This is a genomic window from Halobacillus sp. B29, assembly GCF_052246755.1.
Taxonomy (GTDB): Bacteria; Bacillota; Bacilli; order Bacillales; family Halobacillaceae; genus Halobacillus; species Halobacillus halophilus.
Genome location: NZ_JBQQCM010000012.1, coordinates 96,970 through 118,540 on the forward strand (window position 1 = coordinate 96,970; position 21,571 = coordinate 118,540).

Below are 21,571 nucleotides of genomic sequence, written 5' to 3' on the forward strand. Positions count from 1 at the left end.
TAAGTGGTCAAATTGAGAGGAGAGGAACAAATGAAGCAGATAATAAATTTTTCCATGAACAACAAATTCGCTGTCTGGTTAATCACGATCATTATAACAGCAGCGGGCTTGTATTCAGGATTGAACATGAAACTGGAAACCATTCCAGACATTGATCCACCTATCGTTACCGTAACCACTACGTATCCGGGAGCAACTCCGGAAGAGGTAGCAGATGAAATATCAGAACCGCTGGAGCAGCAGGTGGAAAATCTGAACGGGGTTCAAACCGTCAGTTCATCTTCCTTCCAGAATGCCTCAAGTTTACAGCTTGAATACAGCTATAGTAAAGATTTAGATGAAGCTGAAGATGAACTGCAAGAATCTGTGGATTCCTTCACGCTTCCTGAAGCTGCTCAGGAGCCGGAAGTATCCCGTGTAAACTTTAACGCGTTTCCGGTCATTAGTATGAGTGTGCTTAATGAAGGTGGTAGTTTAGAAGATTTAACCGCTACCGTTAATGATACCATCGTTCCAGAGCTGGAAGGATTGGAAGGGGTCGCTGACGTTCAAGTCTCCGGTCAGCAGGTCCAGGAAGTTCAAATGAACTTTGATGAAGAAGCCTTACAGGAAAATGGGCTGGATCAGGAAACCGTGACCAATTATATCCAGGGCGCGGATGTGGCTTTCCCATTAGGCTTATACACGTTCGATGAAACGAGAAAATCGGTCGTTATGGATGGAAACGTTACGAATCTGGAAGACTTAGAGAATCTTGAAATCCCGATCACCCCTTCCCAGAACGGACAGGGCGCCGGTCAGCAAGGTTCAGGACAATCAGCTCAAGAGAGTATTCCTACGGTTCCCCTTTCGGAAGTAGCCAATCTCGAGGTTGTAGCCCAGACGGATTCCATTTCCAGAACTAATGGAGAAGAATCCATCTCTATACAAATCGTAAAATCTCAGGAAGCGAACACGGTTGACGTGGTTAACCTTGTGAAAGACCAAGCTTCTGAATTTGAAGAAGACATCAATGGAATAGAATTCGTTTATTCCTTTGACCAGGGTGAACCGATTGAAGAATCCGTCAGCACGATGTTAAATAAAGCCCTCTTCGGAGGACTATTTGCAGTTGCTGTCATTCTATTATTCTTAAGAAACTTCAGAACGACAATCATCTCAGTGATTTCGATCCCGCTATCCCTTTTTATCGCTCTTATTGTGTTAAACCAAATGGGCATTACGTTAAACATTATGACCCTGGGTGCGATGACAGTAGCCATAGGGAGAGTAGTGGATGACTCCATTGTGGTTGTCGAGAACATTTACCGGCGGATGTCGTTAACTGATGAAAAACTGGAAGGTAAAGACCTGATACGATCCGCTACGAAGGAAATGTTTATGCCGATTCTTTCTTCTACGATCGTAACCATTGCCGTCTTCCTGCCATTAGGGTTAGTTGAAGGCGTCGTAGGCCAAATCTTCCTTCCTTTTGCCTTAACGGTTGTATTTGCCTTGCTTGCCTCCCTGGTGGTTGCGGTTACCATTGTGCCTATGCTGTCTCACAGTCTATTAAATAAAAAGCAGGCAGCTAAGAGTCACAAAGAAGGCCCAGGACGACTGGCGAAAGGCTATAAGAAAGTATTAAACAGTGTATTAAATCACAAAATCATTACTTCCCTGGCCGCTGTGGTGATTCTGGCTGGAAGTATTGCCTTAATTCCGCTGGTTGGAGTGAGCTTCCTTCCTTCTGAAGAACAGAAAATGGTCATGCCAACGTATAGTCCGGCACCAGGCCAGACCGTTGAAGATGTGGAAGGAATTGCGGAAGATGCGTATCAATATTTTGCTGACCGTGAAGACGTCGAAAATATCCAGTATTCCGTGGGTGGAGAAAATCCAATGAACCCCGGCGCCTCTAATCAGGCAGCATTTTTCGTAGAGTATAACGAAGACACGGAGAATTTTTCTGATGAGAAACAACAGGTTATGGACGATCTGAAGGAAATGATCGATCGCGGAGACTGGAGTAACCAGGACTTCTCTTCAACTGGTTCCAGCAGTGATATTCAAGTCCAGGTATTCGGAGATTCTACCGAGGAAATCAAACCATATGTAGAAGAAGTGACTCAGATTCTAAACGACCAGGAAGACCTCTCGGATGCCGAATCAAGCCTGTCTGAATCCTATGAAGAATATACGCTGGTAGCTAACCCTGGCGAACTGAGCAGTCTCGGACTTACAGCCGGTCAGGTTGGTCAGACGCTGAGTCCGAATCGTGAACGTCCGGAAGTGACCACCGTGCAGCAGGATGGAGAAGAGCTGCAGGTTTATCTGGAAATTGAAAACGATAGTTATGAAAGCATTGACGAACTGACGAATGAAGAAATTCAGACACCGCTCGGCCAGACCGTGCAGGTAGATGAAATTGCGGAAGTGGAAGAAGGCACGACAGAAGATACGATCAGCCGTCAAGGCGGTCAGGTCTATGCGAGTGTAAGTGCGACATCTTCCTCCGACGACATCGGCTCGATTTCTGCCGACGTGCAGGAAGAGATTGATAACATTGACCACCCTGCCTCCGTTGATCTATCGATTGGCGGCGTGACCGAGGATATCAATGAATCCTTCAGTCAGCTGGGTCTCGCCATGATTGCAGCGATTGCCATCGTTTATTTGGTACTCGTCATCTTCTTTGGCGGAGCGTTAGCCCCTCTTGCGATTCTATTTGCCCTGCCGTTTACCATTATCGGCGCAGTATTAGGATTGCTCATTGGCGGTGAGACGCTGAGTATCTCGGCCATGATTGGTGGACTCATGCTGATCGGAATTGTCGTTACTAACGGTATCGTATTAATCGACCGGGTGATCCAGCGTGAAAAAGATGGATTTACCACTCGTGAAGCTCTGCTTGACGCGGGTACTACCCGATTACGTCCGATCCTTATGACAGCCCTTGCGACCATCGGTGCTTTACTGCCGCTCGCTTTAGGATTAGAAGGCGGATCCATTATTAGTAAAGGTCTCGGATTAACGGTTATCGGCGGGCTCGCAAGTTCGACGCTTCTGACCCTGTTAATTGTTCCTGTGGTCTATGAACTGCTTTCTAAAATAGGCAGAAAGAAACGAACTATAGCAGAAGACAAAACAGCAAACACCTCTCCTTCTTTTGACCGTGACAACGTTTATCAAGATGAACTGGCTGCAACGGAGCTTAAGAACGGGGAATCTCAAAGCCATATTGTAAGCAAAGCTGAACATCTTTTTATCCAAAAAGGATACACTGCTGCCACCATGGCGAACGTGGCTCAGGAGAGTAAAATGAATGAACAAGAACTAAACGGTTACTATACCACAAAGTTCAGTTTACTTTCAGGCTTGATTGAGCAAAGTCAAAAAGCTCTGGACCAGGAGTTTGCAGAGATCAATAAGGACGACAAGCTGACACCGTCTGAAAAGATCTACCACCAGATTGAGGCCCGCATCAAACGAGGTCTATGGTTGCGTAAAATGGTCCATCAACCTGCTGATGCTGAGGCTATTCATATGGCCCTTGTGACATTCAGCGACAAATCCCTTATTGATCATCAGCAATTGCTTATCGCAAGTGTCTATGATCAAACGGAAAAATCATATTCCATGGATGCAGCCGTTATGCTGAATGGTTTGACCAAGGAATATGTGAAACAATTCATGGTGATGGATTCAAACGTTGACTCCTCCCACGTCACTTCCTTCTTAATGGAGTGTCTGGATGGGTATATGACGCAGTTGAACCAGAGCAGTCAGGCTCCGATTCTGACCTGGGCTAATATGAGTCCAACAGATGAAGACAACCAGAATTTCAATTTGACCAGGTTAAGTATTAAGCAGCTGAGAGAAATGGTGCCTCACCTTAATCTCAGTGAAGAGAATCAGCATAAGCTTCTCTCTACTCTGGATTCTGTGGAAGAGGAAGTTAATACTACCTCTCCGAATAAAAAAGCAATTAAATGGATGCTTAGTTATCTGACGACGATTAATAGTCCGGTTATCCGCGGCTACGTGGACCAGATGCTGGGTGATACCAGAAGTAAATAAAAGAGAGTAAAATCAAATCCACTCCTGAAGAATCAGGAGTGGATTTATTTATAAACATAGAAATATGAGATGCAGATTTTATAACGTTCCATTAGAAATAGAATTGAATTGCAAAATGATTCCGGGTATCTCGCTTAAATCATCAATCATGTCATCCGCCTCTGCTCCATCCCATTGATCGTTCCTTTTCCAAATTCCTTTCATCCCAACTTCCCGGGCTGCTTTTACATCTTTATCTGGGTGATCGCCTATGAATACACAATCTTCAGGGCACACGTGAAGCCTTTCCGCTACTCTTCTAAAAATCATTGAATCAGGCTTTTTAACTCCTTCCCAATCCGATATAAGAATGACATCCATGTATGAATCCATTTCCAAAGCTTTTATGTTATCCATTTGAAACTGCCCTTTTCCATTGGTAACCATTCCAACGAGGAAGTGGTTTCGTTTAAGCTCCTCTAACGTTTCTAATAGCTCAGGAAATGGCACACAATTTTCCTTAAAGAAGTTCAAGTAATCTTCGAGTAACTCATGAACAGAAATCCCTTCAATTTCAAATTCTTTCGTTAGTTGTTCAAATACCTCATCTTTCCACACATATCCGTGATCATCCAGTTCAATAAATTTCTGTATGTACTCCTCTTTAGGAATATGACCCAGCCACTTGTTCAATCGATCGTGCTGTTCAGATATAAAAACCTTCAATGACTCATCCCGGTTCAGTAACGTTCCATCTAAATCAAAAATAATAGCTTTAATCATGATCATCCCCTCCTATGAAACACCACCTTCATCCAGTTCCCATCCTATAATGATCTTACCGGCTATAACCTAAAAACAGCTCAAAAATAGCATAGTTATAAATGAAGAAAAGAATTAAGCCTATAATACTTGCAAAAATGTGTCTGAACTTTCTTTCTTCCTTTCCTTTAAACCAATAAATCAGAGCAAAGATGATAACCGCAAACCCCGGGATTAAATAGAACCACATCACAATATCAACTAACTCAGAATTCTTTTCCCAATAGGCTGGAGTCTCAAAATCATAATTGGATTTGATTCTTTCCCTGAGTACCACAAAAATTAGAGTAAGCACCAGAAAATATCCATAGCCAGTGTAAGTAAGAAAGTTCGGAAATAGGGCAGTCATATATAATGAGTAAAATACAACCACCATCAATGGAAGCAAAACAAAGTATTCAAGCATAGCAGCCTACCCACTCCTTCCAATACTTATGATCGAATCACGTTAAATCTTTCACTCGTAACTGAGTTATGGTCCCCTGATGAAAATACAACTGCCATCTGTCATCTATAAATTTCCAAATAGAGCTCCTAAGGGTATGTCTATTCCTTGTTTGATCTTCAATAAAGTACGTTGCGAGTACCACATCCTCAGCTAGCCTGTCGATTTCATAGTTATATAAAGTCATCTGCGATAATACAACTCCAAGTTCCAGACATTCTTTCTTATCATAGATCATGCCTGAACTGCCGATCTCCCAAAAATCATCTGCCAATATCTTATCGAGTTCTTCAGGAGATTCTCTTACCTTAAGATTTAAGTGCGCTTCCTCCAGTTCTCTTATTTGATTAATTAAATTATTAGTCATAAATGATCTCCTTCGTTTCCTGTTCTATTAACTATACAAGACTATCATTACGTTCAATTTTCGATAAGGAAAGAATAAAACCCTTCTTCTCACTTTCCAAAAAAACCCACCTCAGGTCATCCAGAATCTGGATGACCTGAGGTGGGTGATTTTACCATTTAATAGTTTTGCTCTATCGTTTTACCTTATACTCCTTCTATGCCTCCCTAGTGTTAGGCATGACTAATACTTTCAGGCAGGCAATCAGTCCAATGATTAGAAACACCCACTCGTATCCTGCAAATTTTAACACTCCACCAAAAACGGCCGGACCTATAATTGCCCCGATGTTTAATAGAATGACGCTTACACTAAAGCCTTTCTCGGGATTATCAGGAAATACTTTGGCACTCCAGATTGGCAGGTAAGCAGCATAAAGCATAAACGTGCTTCCGAATAGCAGTCCTGACATTCCGACAAACAACCAGGATTGAGAGATAAACAGAACCACCATACTGATCGAGTAGAGTAGAATCGTAACTGCGAAGCAGATTTTATGACCTAATTTGTTAATTAAATCGCCAGCCCATAAGCCTGCAATTCCTCCCAGACCCGTAATTAAGAAAAAGATGGCGTTCGAATTATCTACGAAGAAATTTTCCTTCACAAAGTCAGCGGCATACGTCCAATAAGTTGATTCCGTAATCCCAAACAATAAGGAAGCTACATACAGCGGTCTCGCGTTTTTAGTCAGGAAGGACCGTTTATTGATTTTAACTTCTTTTCCTCCACGGTTGTCTTGATTGGAGGATGGTATGGACCGAAAAGCCCATATAAAAATTAAGAATCCTATGACACTTCCTGTGATCCAAATGATTCTCCACTGTCCATCCAGGAACAGGTAGCTTATGGAGATTACGATTAATCCCAGAGTCGAACCGGTACTAATCACCGCAAGCGACCGCTCCTGGACCGTTTTCTTAACGTGCTGATTGACGTTCTCAGAAAAAGAAGACCACGTTAAACCGGGACTCAAGCCGGCCACCACACACCCCACTGTAAAAATGAGTGGATTTGAAGTAAGGGAAGCCATTAACAAACCTGTTGATGCAGCAAATATCCCGATAAGAATAACCGGGCGCGAACCAAATTTAGAAACCAGCATTAACACCGCCACCACCCCTGCTAAAAAGGAAACGAAAGACAGGCTGGAGATTACTCCTAAAGTAGAGGCGGATACACCAAAAGCTCGTTTAAATTCGGGCACTAATAAACCGTAGCCATACCGGAACCATCCGAAGATAACGGATAAAGCCAGTAAACCTATGATAGATATCGCAGGAATTTCGATCTCCATTTTCTTCATAATTCTCCCTCCTCCCTGAAAGAAAATGACTAATATGGAGACTGTTACCCTTGGTAAAACCACTCAAAACTTTCTTTATATATTATTTAAGTATATTGAATGATTTACGACCGAAAATATTACTAGTAAATACAATATTAATAGAGTTGTTAGGTAGTGCTGTAAGGATATTTAAATTATATTAGAATACTAAAAACTCACAACAAATGTTTGCATCGTTACAACTATTCCACAGGTCTTACTACGTATTTTGTAACTTTTGATCAGCCAAAACCTACTCATCTCTCATAACGAGTCCAATGTTATAGTTAGGGGAGATGAGATCTATACATGACGCTTGCTGCAGCCTGACACAGGAGGTAAATAATGAAATGTTTTACGGTTTGCTTCGCCTTACTTTTCATAGTAGCTGGATGTTATCCAGGTGCTAATGAAGGTGGACTTCTATCAAGGAGCCAAGTATTAAAACTGAACCCGGATGCTGATTTAATAGAGTTGGAAAATAACGAAGTCTATACTCATGGAGCTGAATGGGTAAAAGAAAAAGGGTATCAAAAAGGGGAGAGGCTAGGAAAAGTAAAAAAAGGAATGGCTACGAAATCACCGGTGGGGGCCGATATCTATACGACTGAGGAGAAATCGCCTGTCATCATAGTAGAATATAACGGATTATCAAAGATGTACGTAATAGCCATGGGAGAATAAAAGGTTTTAGAGAAGGTGCAAAGATAAGAGGGGGATCATAATGACAGAAATTCAAACCAATACGATACAAACAAAAGATGACAGGACACTCGCCTACTGCGAGTTTGGAGATCTCTCTGGCTATCCGATCTTCTATGGTCACGGTGGACCCGGATCTAGGTTAGAAGCCCGCTACCTGGACAGTACAGCAAAGAAATTCGGATTCCGGATCATTGCGATAGATCGTCCTGGAATGGGCGGTTCGACTATTAAAGAAGATCGAGCATTGCTCGATTACCCGGAAGATATCAGAGAGCTTGCGGACGCTCTTGCAATTGATACATTCGGTGCGATGGGAACATCCAGTGGAGGCGCCCACACGACTGTCTGCAGCTACTCTTTAGCCGACCATTTAACCTTTAACTTCGCGTTTGCAGGATACACGAATTTTACTGAAATGCCTGATGCTGCTGAGAAACTGGAAGCACCTGCAGACCGGCTGTCTATCAAGTTGGCTGAGAAATCCCCTCCACTTTTCCGCTTGTTATTTAAAGGGATGGGGATTGTCATGAAGATGTTCCCAAAACTGACCATCAAAAGTCTCTTAAAGACGGTAAGTGAGACGGACAAAAAAATTGCGCGAGATCCGCAATTTCAAAAACGCTTTATAGCTGAACAGAAAGAGGCTTTCCGCCAGGGTGGAAAGGGTGTTGCGATCGACGCAGCTGTCCACTATGTGGATTGGGGCGTAAAGCTGAAAGAAATCCCGGGCAGAATCCATATCTTTCATGGAACAGAAGACAGATTAGTGCCTTTTTCTTACGGACAGCATCTTGCAGATCATATACCGAATGCTGTCTTCCATCCCCTTGAAGGACAAGGTCATTTATTTTTATTTGAAAAGGACTATCAGGAAATGATATTTAAATTGGCTGAAACAGAACTGAAAAATCGAAAATAAACACCTCTCCTCCTTATTCCCGGCAAGATGATATTAAAAAGGTAAAGATTGCAATATAATTACATGCTTTTTACACATACTCCCCAAATTTCCACCACACTCCTTATGTCATACTGAGGTTGTTGGAACGGTTCCAATATATACTTAATAGAAATGGAGTTTTAGATCTTTATGAAAAAAGTATCATTCACATTCGCACTTATGGCCGCCCTTCTTATACTAGGTGCTTGTACCAATACAAGTGAGGACGATGAGGCGGCAGAAGACAACCAAACGACAGAGGAGAGCAGTCCCGCCGCTACCAGCGATTCTTCTGATGCTTCCGGCGCAGGGGATGAGGAAAGCAGCGTTAGCTTTAAGACGATAGATGATTTCTATGTAGGAGATTCTCAGGATACCCAGTCTCTGATCCATTCGTTTATCCCTTATGAATCGGACAATACGCCGGTGGTCATGGTTCCCGGACTAGGACTTGGGGCTAACATTTATGAAAGCACTCCAGACTCTCGTAATGGCTGGGCATATGATTTTGCCCAGGCCGGTTATCCTGTTTATACCGTAGACACGTCAGATCTTGCTAGTGCCGGTCTTTCGGAATCAGAAGCAAGCTCCCCGATGTCTAAATGGGATTCACAGTCGATCTGGCAGCGCTGGGGATTAGGGTCCGCTCCGGATGAACCTTACCCAAAGGGGCAATTCCCGGCAGATTCTTTTGAACAATTTTACGCGGGTATTCCCATGCAAGTAAGCGCTGGAGGCGGCTCAGGATCAACTGACAGCAGCGGTAATGCGCGTGGAGGCCAGGGTCAAGGACAATCAAGCAGCGATGCAGGCACCCAGCGCGGTCAAGGCCAAGCTTTCAGCGGAACTGAATCAGGTGGAAAAGCTGGTGGAGGAACTTCCCGGGGTAGTCAGCAAGAAGTAGATAACATGATCTCCTTATTAGAGGATAAAGGCCCTGCTATACTAATGGTTCACTCAATGGGCGGAGAAATTGGATATGAAGTAGCACGTCAACGTCCAGAGTTAGTTAAAGGGATCATTGCTATCGAACCTGTAGGATCTCCAACAGACGAACAGGAAGTACAAGACACGTTCGCAGAAATTCCATACCTTGGCGTCTACGGGGATTACCTTGAATCAAGAAATCAGGTAGGTCGTCTGGAAGCCGTTCAAACGACCGTTGATATGATTAAAGAAAACGGTGGCACAGGCGAAGTGATACAGCTAACAGAAGAAGGAATTAACGGAAACTCCCACTTAATGATGATCGACAAAAACAACCACGAGATTTCCTCGCAAATCATCGATTGGTTAGATACTGTAGAAACAGAATCATAAAATTCTCTACTCACAGGTGTCCTTCACCTGTGGGTTGTTTTTTATACAAAAGCGTATGCGCTATACTCCATGTTTAAAGGTTAAGATCATCCAGTCACCAAAGGTTTCCGCGGGTAAAACCACACTTCTCTAATCATCTAACACCCCAGATCAAACTAGTCCTTAACTCTTCTACGTGCCCGAAATTCCGTCCCAAAGAAGACGCAGGCAACCAGAAATAACAGATTGGAAAGCATTAGAACAATTCCATTCCAATTGCCGTCATAAAGCGTGACATTCACCAGGGTCATTCCATGCATAAAAAAAACAACCATAAACAAGATCACGTAGGTTTTCAAAGAAATCACCTCTTTCATAATCATCGCTCGCTATTAGAAACATTCATCCTATTCCTTCTCTTTTTCGCCGTCCTTATGATCTAACTTTTTTATTTCCAGCTCTATCTTCTTCTCTTCAATTTCCAGTTCTTTCTTTTTTAGGTCATTGTCTATTTTTTTGACATATCCATAATAGATAAGAGAAAAACCAACAATGATTGTAATGTAGAAGAATAAATTCATTCGTTCCGCCCCCCCAGATTTAATAGTTTTTATAATCGTCCCTTTATTCACTTACGATCTTTCTATTCGTCCTTCTTTACGATTAGATTCCAGTATTGGTTGCAAAAAGAACAAATTTTTCATAAATAAATTCCTCATGAGGCCGTGTGTCCATTCCCATTAAATCCGAGTTTTCCAAGGTCAGAATATTTTTTGAACAAAATGTGAACAAGAAAACGCTTGCATCTTACTAAAATAATTTCTTTGTGAAAAACTTCACAAAACCTATTGATTCAATAAGCAGAATATTGCACAATGAACATGTGATATATTTCACAATCATTCACAGATACCATTTAGGAGGAATTCATATGACTAGAGAACGAGTAAACCGCGTGGCACTTATTGGAGCAGGATCTGTAGGAAGCAGCTATGCATTTGCTATGCTGAACCAATCCGTTACCGAAGAATTTGTCATTATCGATTTGAATGAAGATAAAGCTATGGGAGATGCCATGGACTTAAACCACGGTAAGGTCTTCGCTCCAAATCCAACGAAAACTTGGTACGGTCAGTATGAAGATTGTAAAGATGCTGACATTGTTTGCATCTGTGCAGGGGCGAACCAGAAACCCGGAGAAACTCGTTTGGATCTTGTGAAAAAGAACCTGACTATTTTCAAAAGCATCGTCGATGACGTTATGGCGAGCGGCTTTAACGGAATCTTCTTAGTTGCAACGAACCCAGTGGATATTCTGACGTATGCCACTTGGAAATTTAGTGGGCTGCCGAAAGAGCGCGTCATCGGAAGTGGAACGATTCTGGATTCCGGCCGATTCCGTTTTCTATTAGGAGAATATTTTGACATAGCCCCTTCTAACGTTCACGCCAATATCATTGGAGAACACGGAGATACCGAGCTTCCAGTATGGAGCCATGCATCTATCGGCGGGGTGCCTGTATATGAATTAATGGAACGTCACGAAGATTACCATATGGAAGATCTTGATGAGATTTTCACCAATGTCCGTGATGCTGCTTACCATATCATCGAAAAGAAAGGCGCAACCTATTACGGGATTGCCATGGGACTGACTCGTATTTCAAAAGCTATTCTAAATAATGAAAACAGTGTTCTGACTGTAAGTGCTCATTTAAATGGAGAGTACAATGCGGAAGACGTTTATATTGGAGTGCCGGCGGTAGTAAACCGCACGGGAATACGGAATGTTGTAGAAGTCAGCTTGAACGAAAAAGAACAACAGCAGTTCGACCATAGTGTGAACGTCCTTAAAGATATCCTGGGCGCCAATTTTGAAAACCAGCCAACAACCTAGATTATTCGCAGAAAAGAGTTGATCGTCCATGTGGTTACAGCAGTATGATCCGTTTGGAAATGTATTTTTGAGTGCGCTGATCGCAGCTCTTCCCATCTTTTTCTTCTTTTTAGCCCTGACACGCTTTAGAATGAAAGGGATTTTAGCTGCTTTCCTCACGCTTGCATTAAGTATTCTCGTATCCATTGTATTCTTTGACATGCCGATTGCAAAAGCTGTTTCAGCATCTCTTCACGGTGTAGCTAATGGACTGTGGCCGATCGGTTACATTGTCATCATGGCGGTCTGGCTTTATAAGATTGCCGTTCGCACAGGGAAATTTAAAGTGATTCGATCCAGTATTGCAAACATCTCCCAGGATCAGCGTCTTCAGCTGCTTTTAATCGGATTCAGCTTTAACGCGTTCCTCGAAGGTGCAGCCGGATTCGGCGTACCGATTGCTATTAGCGCCGCTCTTCTTGTAGAGCTTGGGTTCCGCCCGTTGAAAGCAGCCGCTTTGTGCCTGATCGCAAACGCTGCTTCCGGCGCATTTGGCGCGATCGGAATTCCTGTCATTGTGGGAGCTCAAATGGGAAATCTGGAAACGATGGAGCTTTCCAGAACACTCGCCTACATTCTTCCGATGATTTCCTTCGCTATTCCATTTTTACTCGTGTTCATTCTAAGCGGAGTAAAAGGAATAAAAGAAACCTTACCTGCACTGCTGGTCGTCAGTGGGATTTATACAGGAGCTCAACTTTTCACTATTCTTTTCCTTGGACCTGAGCTTGCGAACATTCTTGCCGCATTATTAAGTATGGCTGGACTGGCTTTATTCCTGAGAAAATGGCAGCCGAAAACCATTCACCGTGAGGAGAACGCACCAGACATTCAACAGGGCGAATCCTACAGCGTCAAAGAAATCATTAAAGCGTGGTCACCGTTCTATATCCTTACAGCCACCATTACCGTCTGGAGCTTGCCTTCCTTTAAAGCACTATTCAGCGAAGGCGGACTATTAGAGAAAACAACGGCCTTTATTCCTGTTCCTTTTCTACATCAGGAGATTCAAAAAGCACCGCCCATTGCACCGGATACGGTAGCTTTAGATGCTCTCTTTAAATTAGATTTGATATCTGCGACTGGGACCGCGATATTAGTGGCTGTACTCCTTACTGGATTATTCAGTTCAGCGATCACCCTGCCGCAAGGGATGGATTCTTTAAAATTAACCATCCAGGATTTGTGGATTCCCGTTTTGACTATTTGTTTTGTCATGGGCTTCGCGAATTTATCCAACTTCGCTGGTTTAAGTTCAGCCATTGGACTGGCCTTAGCGAAAACTGGCGCCCTATTTCCTCTCTTCAGTCCTATTCTCGGCTGGCTCGGTGTGTTCATAACGGGTTCTGTCGTCAGTAACAACGCGTTGTTCGGCCATTTACAGGTGGTCACAGGGAATCAAATCATGGCAAACCCGGCGCTGTTACTCGCTGCTAATACAGCCGGCGGAGTTATGGCCAAGCTGATTTCTCCTCAATCCATCGCAATTGCGACGGCAGCCGTAAAACAAACAGGACAGGAGTCTACCTTGTTTAAAATGACACTGAAGTACAGCCTGGGGTTACTAATTATCGTTTGTCTAGCTACATTCCTGTTATCATTTACCGGAATATAATAGATTCTTCACACCACCCGTTTAGTAAACGGGTGGTGTGGTCTAGAACGAGCTTTCGTTTTTTTCTGGTACTGTATGCATACGATCTCCGTACCTCTCCTGAAATTCTTTAATGATTTTATCCGCGTCGGCTTCGGTTACGTTTTCTAAATAAATTTCTTTGTCTTCCCCATTTTCCTTCCGAAGGGTAAGAACGTCCCCAACCTGCTGTACTCGCTTCACTTCCTCATCGGCTGCCCTCCACCTTGGACCAGTAATACCACGGCGAATATCGATGGCCTGGTCTTCGAATTGAATATAATTCCGCTCGGGCATTTTCAAGTAATAAATCATCTGCCAGGTACTGATCACGGCAACCCCTCCGGTTAAATACACCAAAAACTCATCCGCACGTCCGTTCATGAACAAAATCATAACTAGTATAGAAATTTGGGCGAGCATATTAATCAGAGCTCCCCGTGCCTTCTTTTTCCAAATGGATGTATTGCTGTACTGAATGCTCCATTCACTGATCATCATCACAAGTCATAAAAACTTCCTCTCCAATCCTGGATTTGCGCAGTGTTATTTCAATTTTCCCTAATCTGCTTTTATTCTTATTACGTACAAAGTGAATGGATTGTTTCAGATTTTCGTGGATTATCCTTTAATAAAGAAAGTACATACCTCTTTTGTCTATGTATCCAATTCCAATTTTCTTTAATATGCAGCGTATTATTATAGATTTTCTAACTACAAATTATGCAAGTTTCAGGGGAGGGAACATCATGAAGATTAATATTTCTCCTTATAATAAAGAGAGCGAACCTATTTTTTTATAGATTCGCCCCTGACTTATTTAATAAGCGCCTTCCGAATAAGTTAATTCATAACTGTGCGTGTAGATCTCGAAAATATTACCAAACGGATCCTCTACATAAACCATCTTGAATGGCTTCTCCCCAGGATAATATTCGCGGATCGGCATACGCTGCTTCCCGCCATGCTGTTTTATTTTTTCAACGATGCCTTCGATGTCCGGATCCTGAATACAGAAATGGAAGATCCCCGTTTTCCAGTATTCAAAATTATTTTCCGGATGCTCATTCTCCGGAAATTCAAATAGTTCAATACCGATCCGGTCCCCTGTGGCTAAATGAGCGATTCTAAACTCGTCCCAATCGCTGCCGAAGACGTCACGGCACATTTGTCCAATCGGCGTATCATCATTTTTCACCTCTGAAGGCTCCATAATGACATACCAGCCAAATACATCTGTATAAAATTGAACTGCTTCATCCAAATTAGGTACGGATAATCCAATATGAGAAAATGCTCTCGGATAAGTGTGCATACTAACGTTCCTCCTCGTTTCATTTTTTGTACAACATCCATTATAATTTTTAGTAATAGACGATGTAAGTATGCACTTTTTAGTGAGACACTTACTAAAAAGTAAGGAAGGACGGTATAGAGAATGGATGCTCCGATGGATAACGATGGAAAATTGAAATGTTCGATCGAATATACATTAAAGAAAATAGGCGGCAAGTGGAAAACGGTTATCTTATGGCACCTGAATGTAGATGGAACTCTTCGGTACAATGCCTTAAGAAGATTACTTCCCGGCGTCTCGCATAAAGTTTTAAGTCAGCAGCTTAAAGAGCTTGAGGAGGATGGTTTTATTCATCGCGTACAGTTTAACAGTATTCCTCCCAAAGTAGAGTACTCGATTACAGACTTCGGTAAGACGCTGATGCCGATTCTTGAGCAGATGCACGTATGGGGTACGGAGCATGGTTCTTTAGAATAAGCCAATTATCTTTGTTTTTTCCTTCACTCTGCTTAAAAAAAGAGTGAACATGCTTACCATTGAGCCTGGTCATTCTTTTTTTCATTTAATCATTCTGTAGTTGGGTTATTTGATTGTAAAGAAGGCTAAATAGTTTGAGGTAAGAAACAAAGCTTGTAATGATTCGTAAACATTATGATTTTATAAAGGGAGAGTACGAGTATGAGAAAGTTTGTTTATTTGGTTCTATTATTAACTTTAGCGGCCTGTCAGCCCGGGGACACGGAAACTTCTAATTCCAGTTCTGAGTCCAGCTCAGGCTCTGCTAAAGCTCAAAGTGAAAGCAAGGACGTTTTAGAGGAAAGGCCCACTGTAACCTTTACATACAAAGGAGAAGAAATTGAGACGAATAAAATCCAGGGATGTTTTGTCCCTGACTGTTCAGAGGATTCTGCCACCGTCAAACGGCTCAACCACGAGGAAATGACGGAAGGATTGGAACCTACGCAAGTAGAGGATGGTGAGGCAATCCAGGTTCATATCGATGGGAAACAGCCCTCTCAGTCTCATTTGTCCCGTTATTATGAGACAACGATTGAAGGTGAAACATTAGATGAAAATGAAATAACGATCCATAGTGCTAGTAAAGACGGACGTAAAGAAAGGTATTTTGTAAGAATGGATTGGTATAATGAAAACCAGGAATTCCTGGGTTCACTTTCCAAAGCCTTTATAGTAAATGTTGAGGGAGTACCCCCCCAAGTGAAAATTGATGAAAAAGGATCCCAATCGTCGATGGTTGGGAACTCCAGTCCCCTCCAAAATCAACTCGATGTATGAAAAAGTGATAGCCAGCCAGAAGCAGGGCGATTATCCCCATGATAAACTTTACTATTCGCAGCACATTCAATAACTGCTCCCCCTTCTTTCCTTTTTTCTTTCTAAGATCAAATAATCTCTTGTTTTATGCAATTCAACCTCATGATTGTCAGCAAACTCCATTAATTGGGCAAAAGCTGTAGGAGGATAAGGTTCAACTAACCGAATATTTCTTCCATTTTTAACTTTAATCATCACAGCCTTTTTTGCCCACATTAGCCTGATAAACCTGATTTGACTGATATCGCTGGGAACCAGTTTTCTTGTATGAATTGTTTTTTTAAAGAAGAGGAATCGATATACTAATTGCTTATGACCTACTTTAAATTTATATCGTAACGCACTGATTACTACCATGATTAAAAATAAAATGGAGAATAGAAGTATAGAAGCTCCATAAACGTCGGTTAGAATGTTCCATAATAGGATAAGCCCAAAAATACTAAACATAGATAAACGTTCCGTTCTAACCTCATACTCCATATCCACTCCCCCTTGTATCGCAAAAGTTCTTAATATTTAACCTATCTTCCTGTTCTTGATTACAGATATATGACTAAGCTTAGCACTCGCTACTTTATAGATTAAGGCCCCAAACCAGGCACCTACTGTATTTAAGATTACATCATCTATATCAGCCGAGCGTCCCATCGGAAAAATAAATTGAATGACTTCCACAAATAAGGAAAGCATAGCGCCCGCGAGCACAACTCTTCCCATAAATTTCTTATTTAATGAAGCAGATTTTACTGCCAGAAAAAAGCCAAAAGGTGTAAAAAGCAGAATATTTAATCCCACGATACGGATTGGCACCGTTATATCAACGGAATGGAAAAGGATATTGTACATTCCAACGAATGGGATTACGTTTAAAACTCTTTGTGATGTATAGGATGCAGGAAAAATAGTAATGAACAGTATTCCGAGCACACTAAGCAGGAAGAGAGCCTCAATCATCACTCTTCTAAAGCTTACCTTTTTCTGTTTACTTACAAAATAAGCTCCAATACTTACGGCTATTACGCTAATCAAAAATAATGGGACCAGTTCCCCGAAAGACTTCCATAATTGAACCACTTAAAAAACACTCCAAACGGCATTTATGATAAAACTTACGCACACTTACTACTAAGAAACCGGAATCAACTTAGCGTGGCAGGCTCTCTCATAAAATTCAATCGGTCCTGCCTCCCCGATCACGGCATATTCATAGCCCTCATCTGCCATCTCCCGCAAGCCTGTATGTAACAATTCTTTTCCAACTGATTGAAATCGCCGGCTTGAAGAAGTCCCCATGGGGCCGAATAGCCCTTTTCTGTTTCGAACAACATCATAGCAGGCAAAACCGATGATCTCTTCATGATAGTGGGCTATGAAAATAGTTCGATCAGTTTGCTTCATTTGTGTATCAACATGCTCTATCCAACGTTCTCCAAACTCACTTCGGATAAAGCTTTTTAATTCCCTACGATCGTGACTATCGGCTCTTCTTATTGAGTGGGTCCAATTCATTGTATAATCGGCCATAAAATCAGTTAAGTTTACGATTAAATCCCTGGGAACACACGCTATTTGGATGATTTCCTTAATAATATCTTCATTCAATAATCGATTTAATGGAACATCCGTGTCCAGAATACTTTGGATCACGTGACCTTCATTAATAAGAGATTGACCATAATGTAATTTCTTCTCATTCGCCATATCGAGCACACTAGCGGTTTCTCTTGAGATATTGAAATGGTGAAAGCTGGAGAAACCCGAATTAGAAGTCTGTTTATGTAATTTACCAATTAGGCTCATAAAATCTTGGCCAAGTTTCTGCCATAGATATAAATGAAGTTCCCCGCACACACCCGTTGCTTCTTTACACGCACCAATGAATAGGTGATGAGGCTCTATAATTCTTTGACTGCTGGCTTCTTCAGCTAATTGAACGATTCTTTCCATTCTGCTGGTTAAGCGGTAATCATTTCTATTCATAGGCTCCTTACCCTTCTTTTAACAAAAGTCGAATATTCCTAGTCATCATGAGTTTGGTTCACAATGCAGCACGATTAAAAATTTCATATAGGAACATAAACAAGTTAATTGCCGAAGAGGATTATTTCCTGGGAAATTTTCACGAGATTTGCCGATATTTAACTCAATCGAATGCCCGGTTTGTTCTGGATTCACTTCTGAGATGAACGATCCACGTCGCTAAAGGCAAAATGGGAATGAGATAAAACACTGACGTAACCTGAAATAAAAAAGCAACAATGAAAGGTACACTGGCGCTGATAGCTAAACCAAAAGAGAGATTAGTTTTAGTAAATAATAACCCTAAAGAAATACCACATATACTAATCGCGACAAAAGCAAGCAGGACTAAGACCGTGCCCATTCTCCCTCCCCCCTTTCTAAGGTAAGACAGAACGTTCTATCCCAATTCAAAAAACAATCCCGTAGCAATAAATGTGAATAGAACACCTGTTTCAATCAAAGATACCATGATTAGTACAGTGAAATTGACCTGATGTTTACTTTTTCCTGATAAGAACCGCTGGCCAACATAATTTAATACGAAAAAAATGAAGTAGATAAGGATGAGCAGACCAGTGGTTTCAAAAATAACCCTCATAATTGTTCCCTCCTTTATTCTACTTTTTCAAGTAAGCCAAGAGGGTTTCAATATTCGAGAACTGAGAAAGAGGTTTGCATTCCAATTCAATTTAATAAAGTCGCTTTTTGTAGCTTTCTTTTAAATTTTTCTCGACCGATTCTTCTGTTACTCCCGGCATATTAGCATGGGCGGCCATCATTTTAGCGGCAGATGGAAGATGCCCTGTTTCCGGCCAGTGCTCCGGCTCCCATAGTTTCGAACGCTTAAAAGCTTTGGCACAATGGAGAAAACATTCTTTAACTTCAACTCCTATACCCAACAATGGAGTTTTTCCTTGAACGGTCATCTTCTCAAGATATTCCGGATCTCTCGTTATATAAGCTGTTCCGTTTACTCGTAAGGTTTCGCCGGTCCCCGGAACCATAAAAAGCAAACCTATGGATGGCTGCGTTAAAATATTTTGTATAGAATCCAGATGTTTATTGCCTTTCCTTTCAGGGATGATCAATCTTGTAGAATCCAAAACGTGTACAAAGCCTGGCTGATCTCCACGCGGGGATGCGTCACAATTTCCAATTTGGTTCACCGTAGACAGCACTAAAAACGGTGAATGCTTAATAAATTCTACACAGCTTTGATCCAGGTAAGAAATTACTTTATTATTAGCTAATTCACTCGGATCACCTGCAACTTCGCGCAGTTCAGCTATCGAATGGACAAGGTGTTTGAAAGGAGGCTCGCTTTTCAAAACATTCACTCCCCAGGAGATTGTATTTTAATAGATTCTGCAGTTACAAATGGTTTGTAAAGTCTTACGAAGTAACGGAGGCATTCACAAAAGCTAGTATCGCAAGAACAGAGTACCAACCGATTGATCCTGCACTAATGGAAAGTACCATCACCGAACTAATCGAAAGGAAACTCTTAGGCTGGCGTCTTTTCTTTACAAAAACATACCCGGAAAACAGGAGACTGGCTAGGAGGAATGTGCCGAAGAATAAAAGCCAGAATCCGTTTAGGGGTATGGAATTCCAAAACAATGTAGTTGCTACAAAAAAGACATTAACAGCGGCAGCCAGAAGTAAGAGAATAGCTCTCATTCGATCCTTCCTTTCTTTTTTTAGACACACATGTTTTAAATTTGTCGCCAGTAATTTTGTACCTCTTCCTCTACTTGCTGCTTTAACGCTTCGATTCTCTTAATCTTTTTCAAAGTAAGAAATGACATTAAGGTTACGAGAAGATGTGTTCCATAATAAGACTCCTGCTGAATGATCTTCAATTTATGAATCAGCTCCTTCTAATAAATTCTGGGAATTCACAAACAACTCTATCCGTTTTATACATCGGATATCGCACCATTTAAAAAATGAGGAGCAGCGAATATTGGTCTATTTTAACATTATTAACCAGCAAAAGCATAAATCCTGCCAATTTCCTACCACGTAAAAAAGCTCGAATATCACTTAGGAATTCGAGCCCTGTTCATATTTACAAACCTTCTGACTACCGGGAGTACACTAATCCGCATCGTTACATCACGAATAATAATCCTCCACCTAGTGTCTGGGAGAAAATAATGAGCAAATTTCCTTCCAGATGCCTGCGTCTTCATAACTTGAGGTTTTAAATCATTTTCATACTTTTCCAATGCCTGTTTTACATCGTTACTTTCTTGTAAAGAGCGAGACAGTACATAGGCTCCTGTCATAGCGAGAGACGCTCCCTGGCCCGCCATCAGAGAAACCGCCTGGCAGGAGTCCCCTACAAGGACGACTCGACCTTTGCTCCATTGAGGCATGACCACCTGGGATACTTCGTCAAAATAAAAATCCGATGCCTCTTCTGCTTGATCGAGCAATTCCGGAACCACCCATCCCATATGTTTAAAATGGTGATTCAGCTCATTTATTGCTTCTTCTCTAAATAAATGCTCCTCTTTTTGTGAAGATTTATATAAAAAGAACGTCGCTGATCGATCTCCTCTGATCGGATAGACGGAAGCCTGGAGTTCTGGTGATGATAGGGAATAAAAAGCGTTGTTTAACGGCTTACTCATGCAGGAATTTTCTATAATGTATGCAGCAGTATAATACCCCATATGCTTGATATAGTTGTGATGATCACCAAATACTAAAGAACGCACACGGGACCTGACTCCATCAGCGCCCACGACTAAATCTGCAGTACCCCGGCTGCCATCGGAAAATTTCATATGCACTTGATTGTCATCCTGCTGGACATCATTTATCGTCAATCCAAACTTGAAATCTACGCGATCCTTTACCAGACCATACAAAACCTGCTCCAAATCTCCTCTAAGGAAGTTAAAATGCCGCCCGTTAAACAGATGTCTAAGCGATGGATATGGTAGCTCGTACTTAAATTTGCCATCCTCGCTCCGAAATTCCAAACCGGAAATCGGATAATGAATGCGTTGCAACGAATCGAGAATACCCATTTTTTCTGCCACATCATAGCCAGGTCCAAAGAAATCCAGCATATACCCTTCTGTTCTTAATTCTGAAGCTTTTTCTATGACCTGAACTTCATTTCCGTTCTTATTCAGCCAATAAGCAAGAGTCAAACCGGCTATGCCGCCGCCCACGATTATTACTTTCATCCCTTAAGCCTCCTTTCTAATAGACTTCTATTTGCTTTACCTGACCGGAATCCATATTTTTAATAATAATCCTCGCTATAAGGATCTCCCTCAGAATGAACCTCCAGGTCCGGGGTTCCGGCCATGTTACCAACTATTTTCAAGTATATGGTTTTCCATA

General features: G+C 41.8%; 25 protein-coding genes and 1 pseudogene. 9 read left to right on the forward strand and 17 right to left on the reverse strand.

Going from position 1 to position 21,571, the window contains the following annotated elements:
• Nucleotides 1-30: 30 nt before the first annotated feature.
• Nucleotides 31-3,111 (forward strand): annotated as a pseudogene (locus ACTWP7_RS15395) (efflux RND transporter permease subunit); the annotation flags it as partial.
• A 108-nt stretch (nt 3,112-3,219) separates the two neighbouring features.
• Nucleotides 3,220-4,059: a TetR/AcrR family transcriptional regulator gene (locus ACTWP7_RS15400; protein WP_443124016.1), complete on the forward strand. Its 840-nt coding sequence runs from the start codon at nt 3,220-3,222 to the stop codon at nt 4,057-4,059.
• 78 nt (nt 4,060-4,137) lie between these two features.
• On the opposite strand, the gene ACTWP7_RS15405 is transcribed toward ACTWP7_RS15400, so the two are convergent.
• The 4 genes from ACTWP7_RS15405 to ACTWP7_RS15420 all read right to left on the reverse strand — a co-directional run bounded on the left by ACTWP7_RS15405 (nt 4,138) and on the right by ACTWP7_RS15420 (nt 7,017).
• Nucleotides 4,138-4,821, reverse strand: a complete 684-nt coding sequence (locus ACTWP7_RS15405; protein WP_443123947.1) for an HAD family hydrolase — start codon at nt 4,819-4,821, stop codon at nt 4,138-4,140.
• 55 nt (nt 4,822-4,876) lie between these two features.
• On the reverse strand, nt 4,877-5,266 hold the full coding sequence (locus tag ACTWP7_RS15410) for a hypothetical protein (RefSeq protein WP_443123948.1): 390 nt from the start codon (nt 5,264-5,266) through the stop codon (nt 4,877-4,879).
• A 37-nt stretch (nt 5,267-5,303) separates the two neighbouring features.
• The gene (locus ACTWP7_RS15415) at nt 5,304-5,672 is read right to left on the reverse strand and encodes a nuclear transport factor 2 family protein (protein WP_014644485.1); all 369 of its coding nucleotides are present in this window, start codon (nt 5,670-5,672) and stop codon (nt 5,304-5,306) included.
• Between the two features lie 196 nt (nt 5,673-5,868).
• Nucleotides 5,869-7,017, reverse strand: coding sequence for an MFS transporter (locus ACTWP7_RS15420; protein WP_443123949.1), 1,149 nt, complete (start codon nt 7,015-7,017; stop codon nt 5,869-5,871).
• A 366-nt stretch (nt 7,018-7,383) separates the two neighbouring features.
• On the opposite strand from ACTWP7_RS15420, the gene ACTWP7_RS15425 reads away from it, so the two are divergent.
• The 3 genes from ACTWP7_RS15425 to ACTWP7_RS15435 all read left to right on the forward strand — a co-directional run bounded on the left by ACTWP7_RS15425 (nt 7,384) and on the right by ACTWP7_RS15435 (nt 10,003).
• Complete coding sequence (locus ACTWP7_RS15425; RefSeq protein ID WP_443123950.1) at nt 7,384-7,722, forward strand: hypothetical protein; 339 nt, start codon at nt 7,384-7,386, stop codon at nt 7,720-7,722.
• Between the two features lie 40 nt (nt 7,723-7,762).
• Nucleotides 7,763-8,662: an alpha/beta fold hydrolase gene (locus tag ACTWP7_RS15430; protein ID WP_443123951.1), complete on the forward strand. Its 900-nt coding sequence runs from the start codon at nt 7,763-7,765 to the stop codon at nt 8,660-8,662.
• 171 nt (nt 8,663-8,833) lie between these two features.
• The gene (locus tag ACTWP7_RS15435; protein ID WP_443123952.1) at nt 8,834-10,003 is read left to right on the forward strand and encodes a hypothetical protein; all 1,170 of its coding nucleotides are present in this window, start codon (nt 8,834-8,836) and stop codon (nt 10,001-10,003) included.
• A 155-nt stretch (nt 10,004-10,158) separates the two neighbouring features.
• On the opposite strand, the gene ACTWP7_RS15440 is transcribed toward ACTWP7_RS15435, so the two are convergent.
• Both ACTWP7_RS15440 and ACTWP7_RS15445 read right to left on the reverse strand, forming a co-directional pair.
• Nucleotides 10,159-10,359 (reverse strand): hypothetical protein, encoded by a 201-nt coding sequence (locus ACTWP7_RS15440; protein WP_443123953.1) that lies wholly within the window; start codon nt 10,357-10,359, stop codon nt 10,159-10,161.
• Nucleotides 10,360-10,389: 30 nt separating this feature from the next.
• Nucleotides 10,390-10,563: a hypothetical protein gene (locus ACTWP7_RS15445; protein WP_443123954.1), complete on the reverse strand. Its 174-nt coding sequence runs from the start codon at nt 10,561-10,563 to the stop codon at nt 10,390-10,392.
• A gap of 350 nt (nt 10,564-10,913) precedes the next feature.
• Between ACTWP7_RS15445 and ACTWP7_RS15450 the strand changes: the two genes are divergently transcribed.
• Nucleotides 10,914-11,879, forward strand: coding sequence for an L-lactate dehydrogenase (locus ACTWP7_RS15450; protein ID WP_014644491.1), 966 nt, complete (start codon nt 10,914-10,916; stop codon nt 11,877-11,879).
• Nucleotides 11,880-11,907: 28 nt separating this feature from the next.
• Nucleotides 11,908-13,533, forward strand: coding sequence for an L-lactate permease (locus tag ACTWP7_RS15455; RefSeq protein ID WP_443123955.1), 1,626 nt, complete (start codon nt 11,908-11,910; stop codon nt 13,531-13,533).
• Between the two features lie 42 nt (nt 13,534-13,575).
• On the opposite strand, the gene ACTWP7_RS15460 is transcribed toward ACTWP7_RS15455, so the two are convergent.
• Entirely contained in the window at nt 13,576-14,052 is a 477-nt protein-coding gene (locus tag ACTWP7_RS15460; protein ID WP_443123956.1) for a hypothetical protein, read from the reverse strand.
• A gap of 319 nt (nt 14,053-14,371) precedes the next feature.
• The gene (locus ACTWP7_RS15465; RefSeq protein WP_443123957.1) at nt 14,372-14,866 is read right to left on the reverse strand and encodes a lactoylglutathione lyase family protein; all 495 of its coding nucleotides are present in this window, start codon (nt 14,864-14,866) and stop codon (nt 14,372-14,374) included.
• A gap of 123 nt (nt 14,867-14,989) precedes the next feature.
• Here ACTWP7_RS15465 and ACTWP7_RS15470 point away from each other — a divergent pair, with 123 nt between their 5' ends.
• A complete protein-coding gene (locus tag ACTWP7_RS15470; RefSeq protein WP_014644495.1) occupies nt 14,990-15,325 on the forward strand; it encodes a winged helix-turn-helix transcriptional regulator in 336 nt (111 codons plus the stop codon).
• Between the two features lie 201 nt (nt 15,326-15,526).
• On the forward strand, nt 15,527-16,144 hold the full coding sequence (locus ACTWP7_RS15475; RefSeq protein ID WP_443123958.1) for a hypothetical protein: 618 nt from the start codon (nt 15,527-15,529) through the stop codon (nt 16,142-16,144).
• A gap of 66 nt (nt 16,145-16,210) precedes the next feature.
• Here the strand turns inward: ACTWP7_RS15475 and ACTWP7_RS15480 are convergent, their stop codons facing one another.
• From ACTWP7_RS15480 to ACTWP7_RS15520, 9 genes are all read right to left on the reverse strand, one after another.
• Nucleotides 16,211-16,666 carry a hypothetical protein gene (locus tag ACTWP7_RS15480; protein ID WP_443123959.1) on the reverse strand — a complete coding sequence of 152 codons (456 nt, stop codon included), beginning with the start codon at nt 16,664-16,666 and terminating at the stop codon, nt 16,211-16,213.
• Nucleotides 16,667-16,702: 36 nt separating this feature from the next.
• Entirely contained in the window at nt 16,703-17,260 is a 558-nt protein-coding gene (locus ACTWP7_RS15485; protein WP_443123960.1) for a VanZ family protein, read from the reverse strand.
• Between the two features lie 51 nt (nt 17,261-17,311).
• Nucleotides 17,312-18,166: a GNAT family N-acetyltransferase gene (locus tag ACTWP7_RS15490; protein WP_443123961.1), complete on the reverse strand. Its 855-nt coding sequence runs from the start codon at nt 18,164-18,166 to the stop codon at nt 17,312-17,314.
• A gap of 163 nt (nt 18,167-18,329) precedes the next feature.
• Nucleotides 18,330-18,569: a hypothetical protein gene (locus tag ACTWP7_RS15495; RefSeq protein WP_443123962.1), complete on the reverse strand. Its 240-nt coding sequence runs from the start codon at nt 18,567-18,569 to the stop codon at nt 18,330-18,332.
• Between the two features lie 36 nt (nt 18,570-18,605).
• Nucleotides 18,606-18,806, reverse strand: coding sequence for a hypothetical protein (locus ACTWP7_RS15500; RefSeq protein ID WP_443123963.1), 201 nt, complete (start codon nt 18,804-18,806; stop codon nt 18,606-18,608).
• 91 nt (nt 18,807-18,897) lie between these two features.
• Entirely contained in the window at nt 18,898-19,536 is a 639-nt protein-coding gene (locus ACTWP7_RS15505; protein WP_443123964.1) for a pyridoxamine 5'-phosphate oxidase family protein, read from the reverse strand.
• A gap of 64 nt (nt 19,537-19,600) precedes the next feature.
• Nucleotides 19,601-19,888, reverse strand: coding sequence for a hypothetical protein (locus tag ACTWP7_RS15510; protein ID WP_443123965.1), 288 nt, complete (start codon nt 19,886-19,888; stop codon nt 19,601-19,603).
• A 35-nt stretch (nt 19,889-19,923) separates the two neighbouring features.
• Nucleotides 19,924-20,070 carry a hypothetical protein gene (locus ACTWP7_RS15515; protein WP_443123966.1) on the reverse strand — a complete coding sequence of 49 codons (147 nt, stop codon included), beginning with the start codon at nt 20,068-20,070 and terminating at the stop codon, nt 19,924-19,926.
• A 180-nt stretch (nt 20,071-20,250) separates the two neighbouring features.
• Complete coding sequence (locus tag ACTWP7_RS15520) at nt 20,251-21,411, reverse strand: FAD-dependent oxidoreductase (protein WP_443123967.1); 1,161 nt, start codon at nt 21,409-21,411, stop codon at nt 20,251-20,253.
• Between the last annotated feature and the right edge of the window lie 160 nt (nt 21,412-21,571).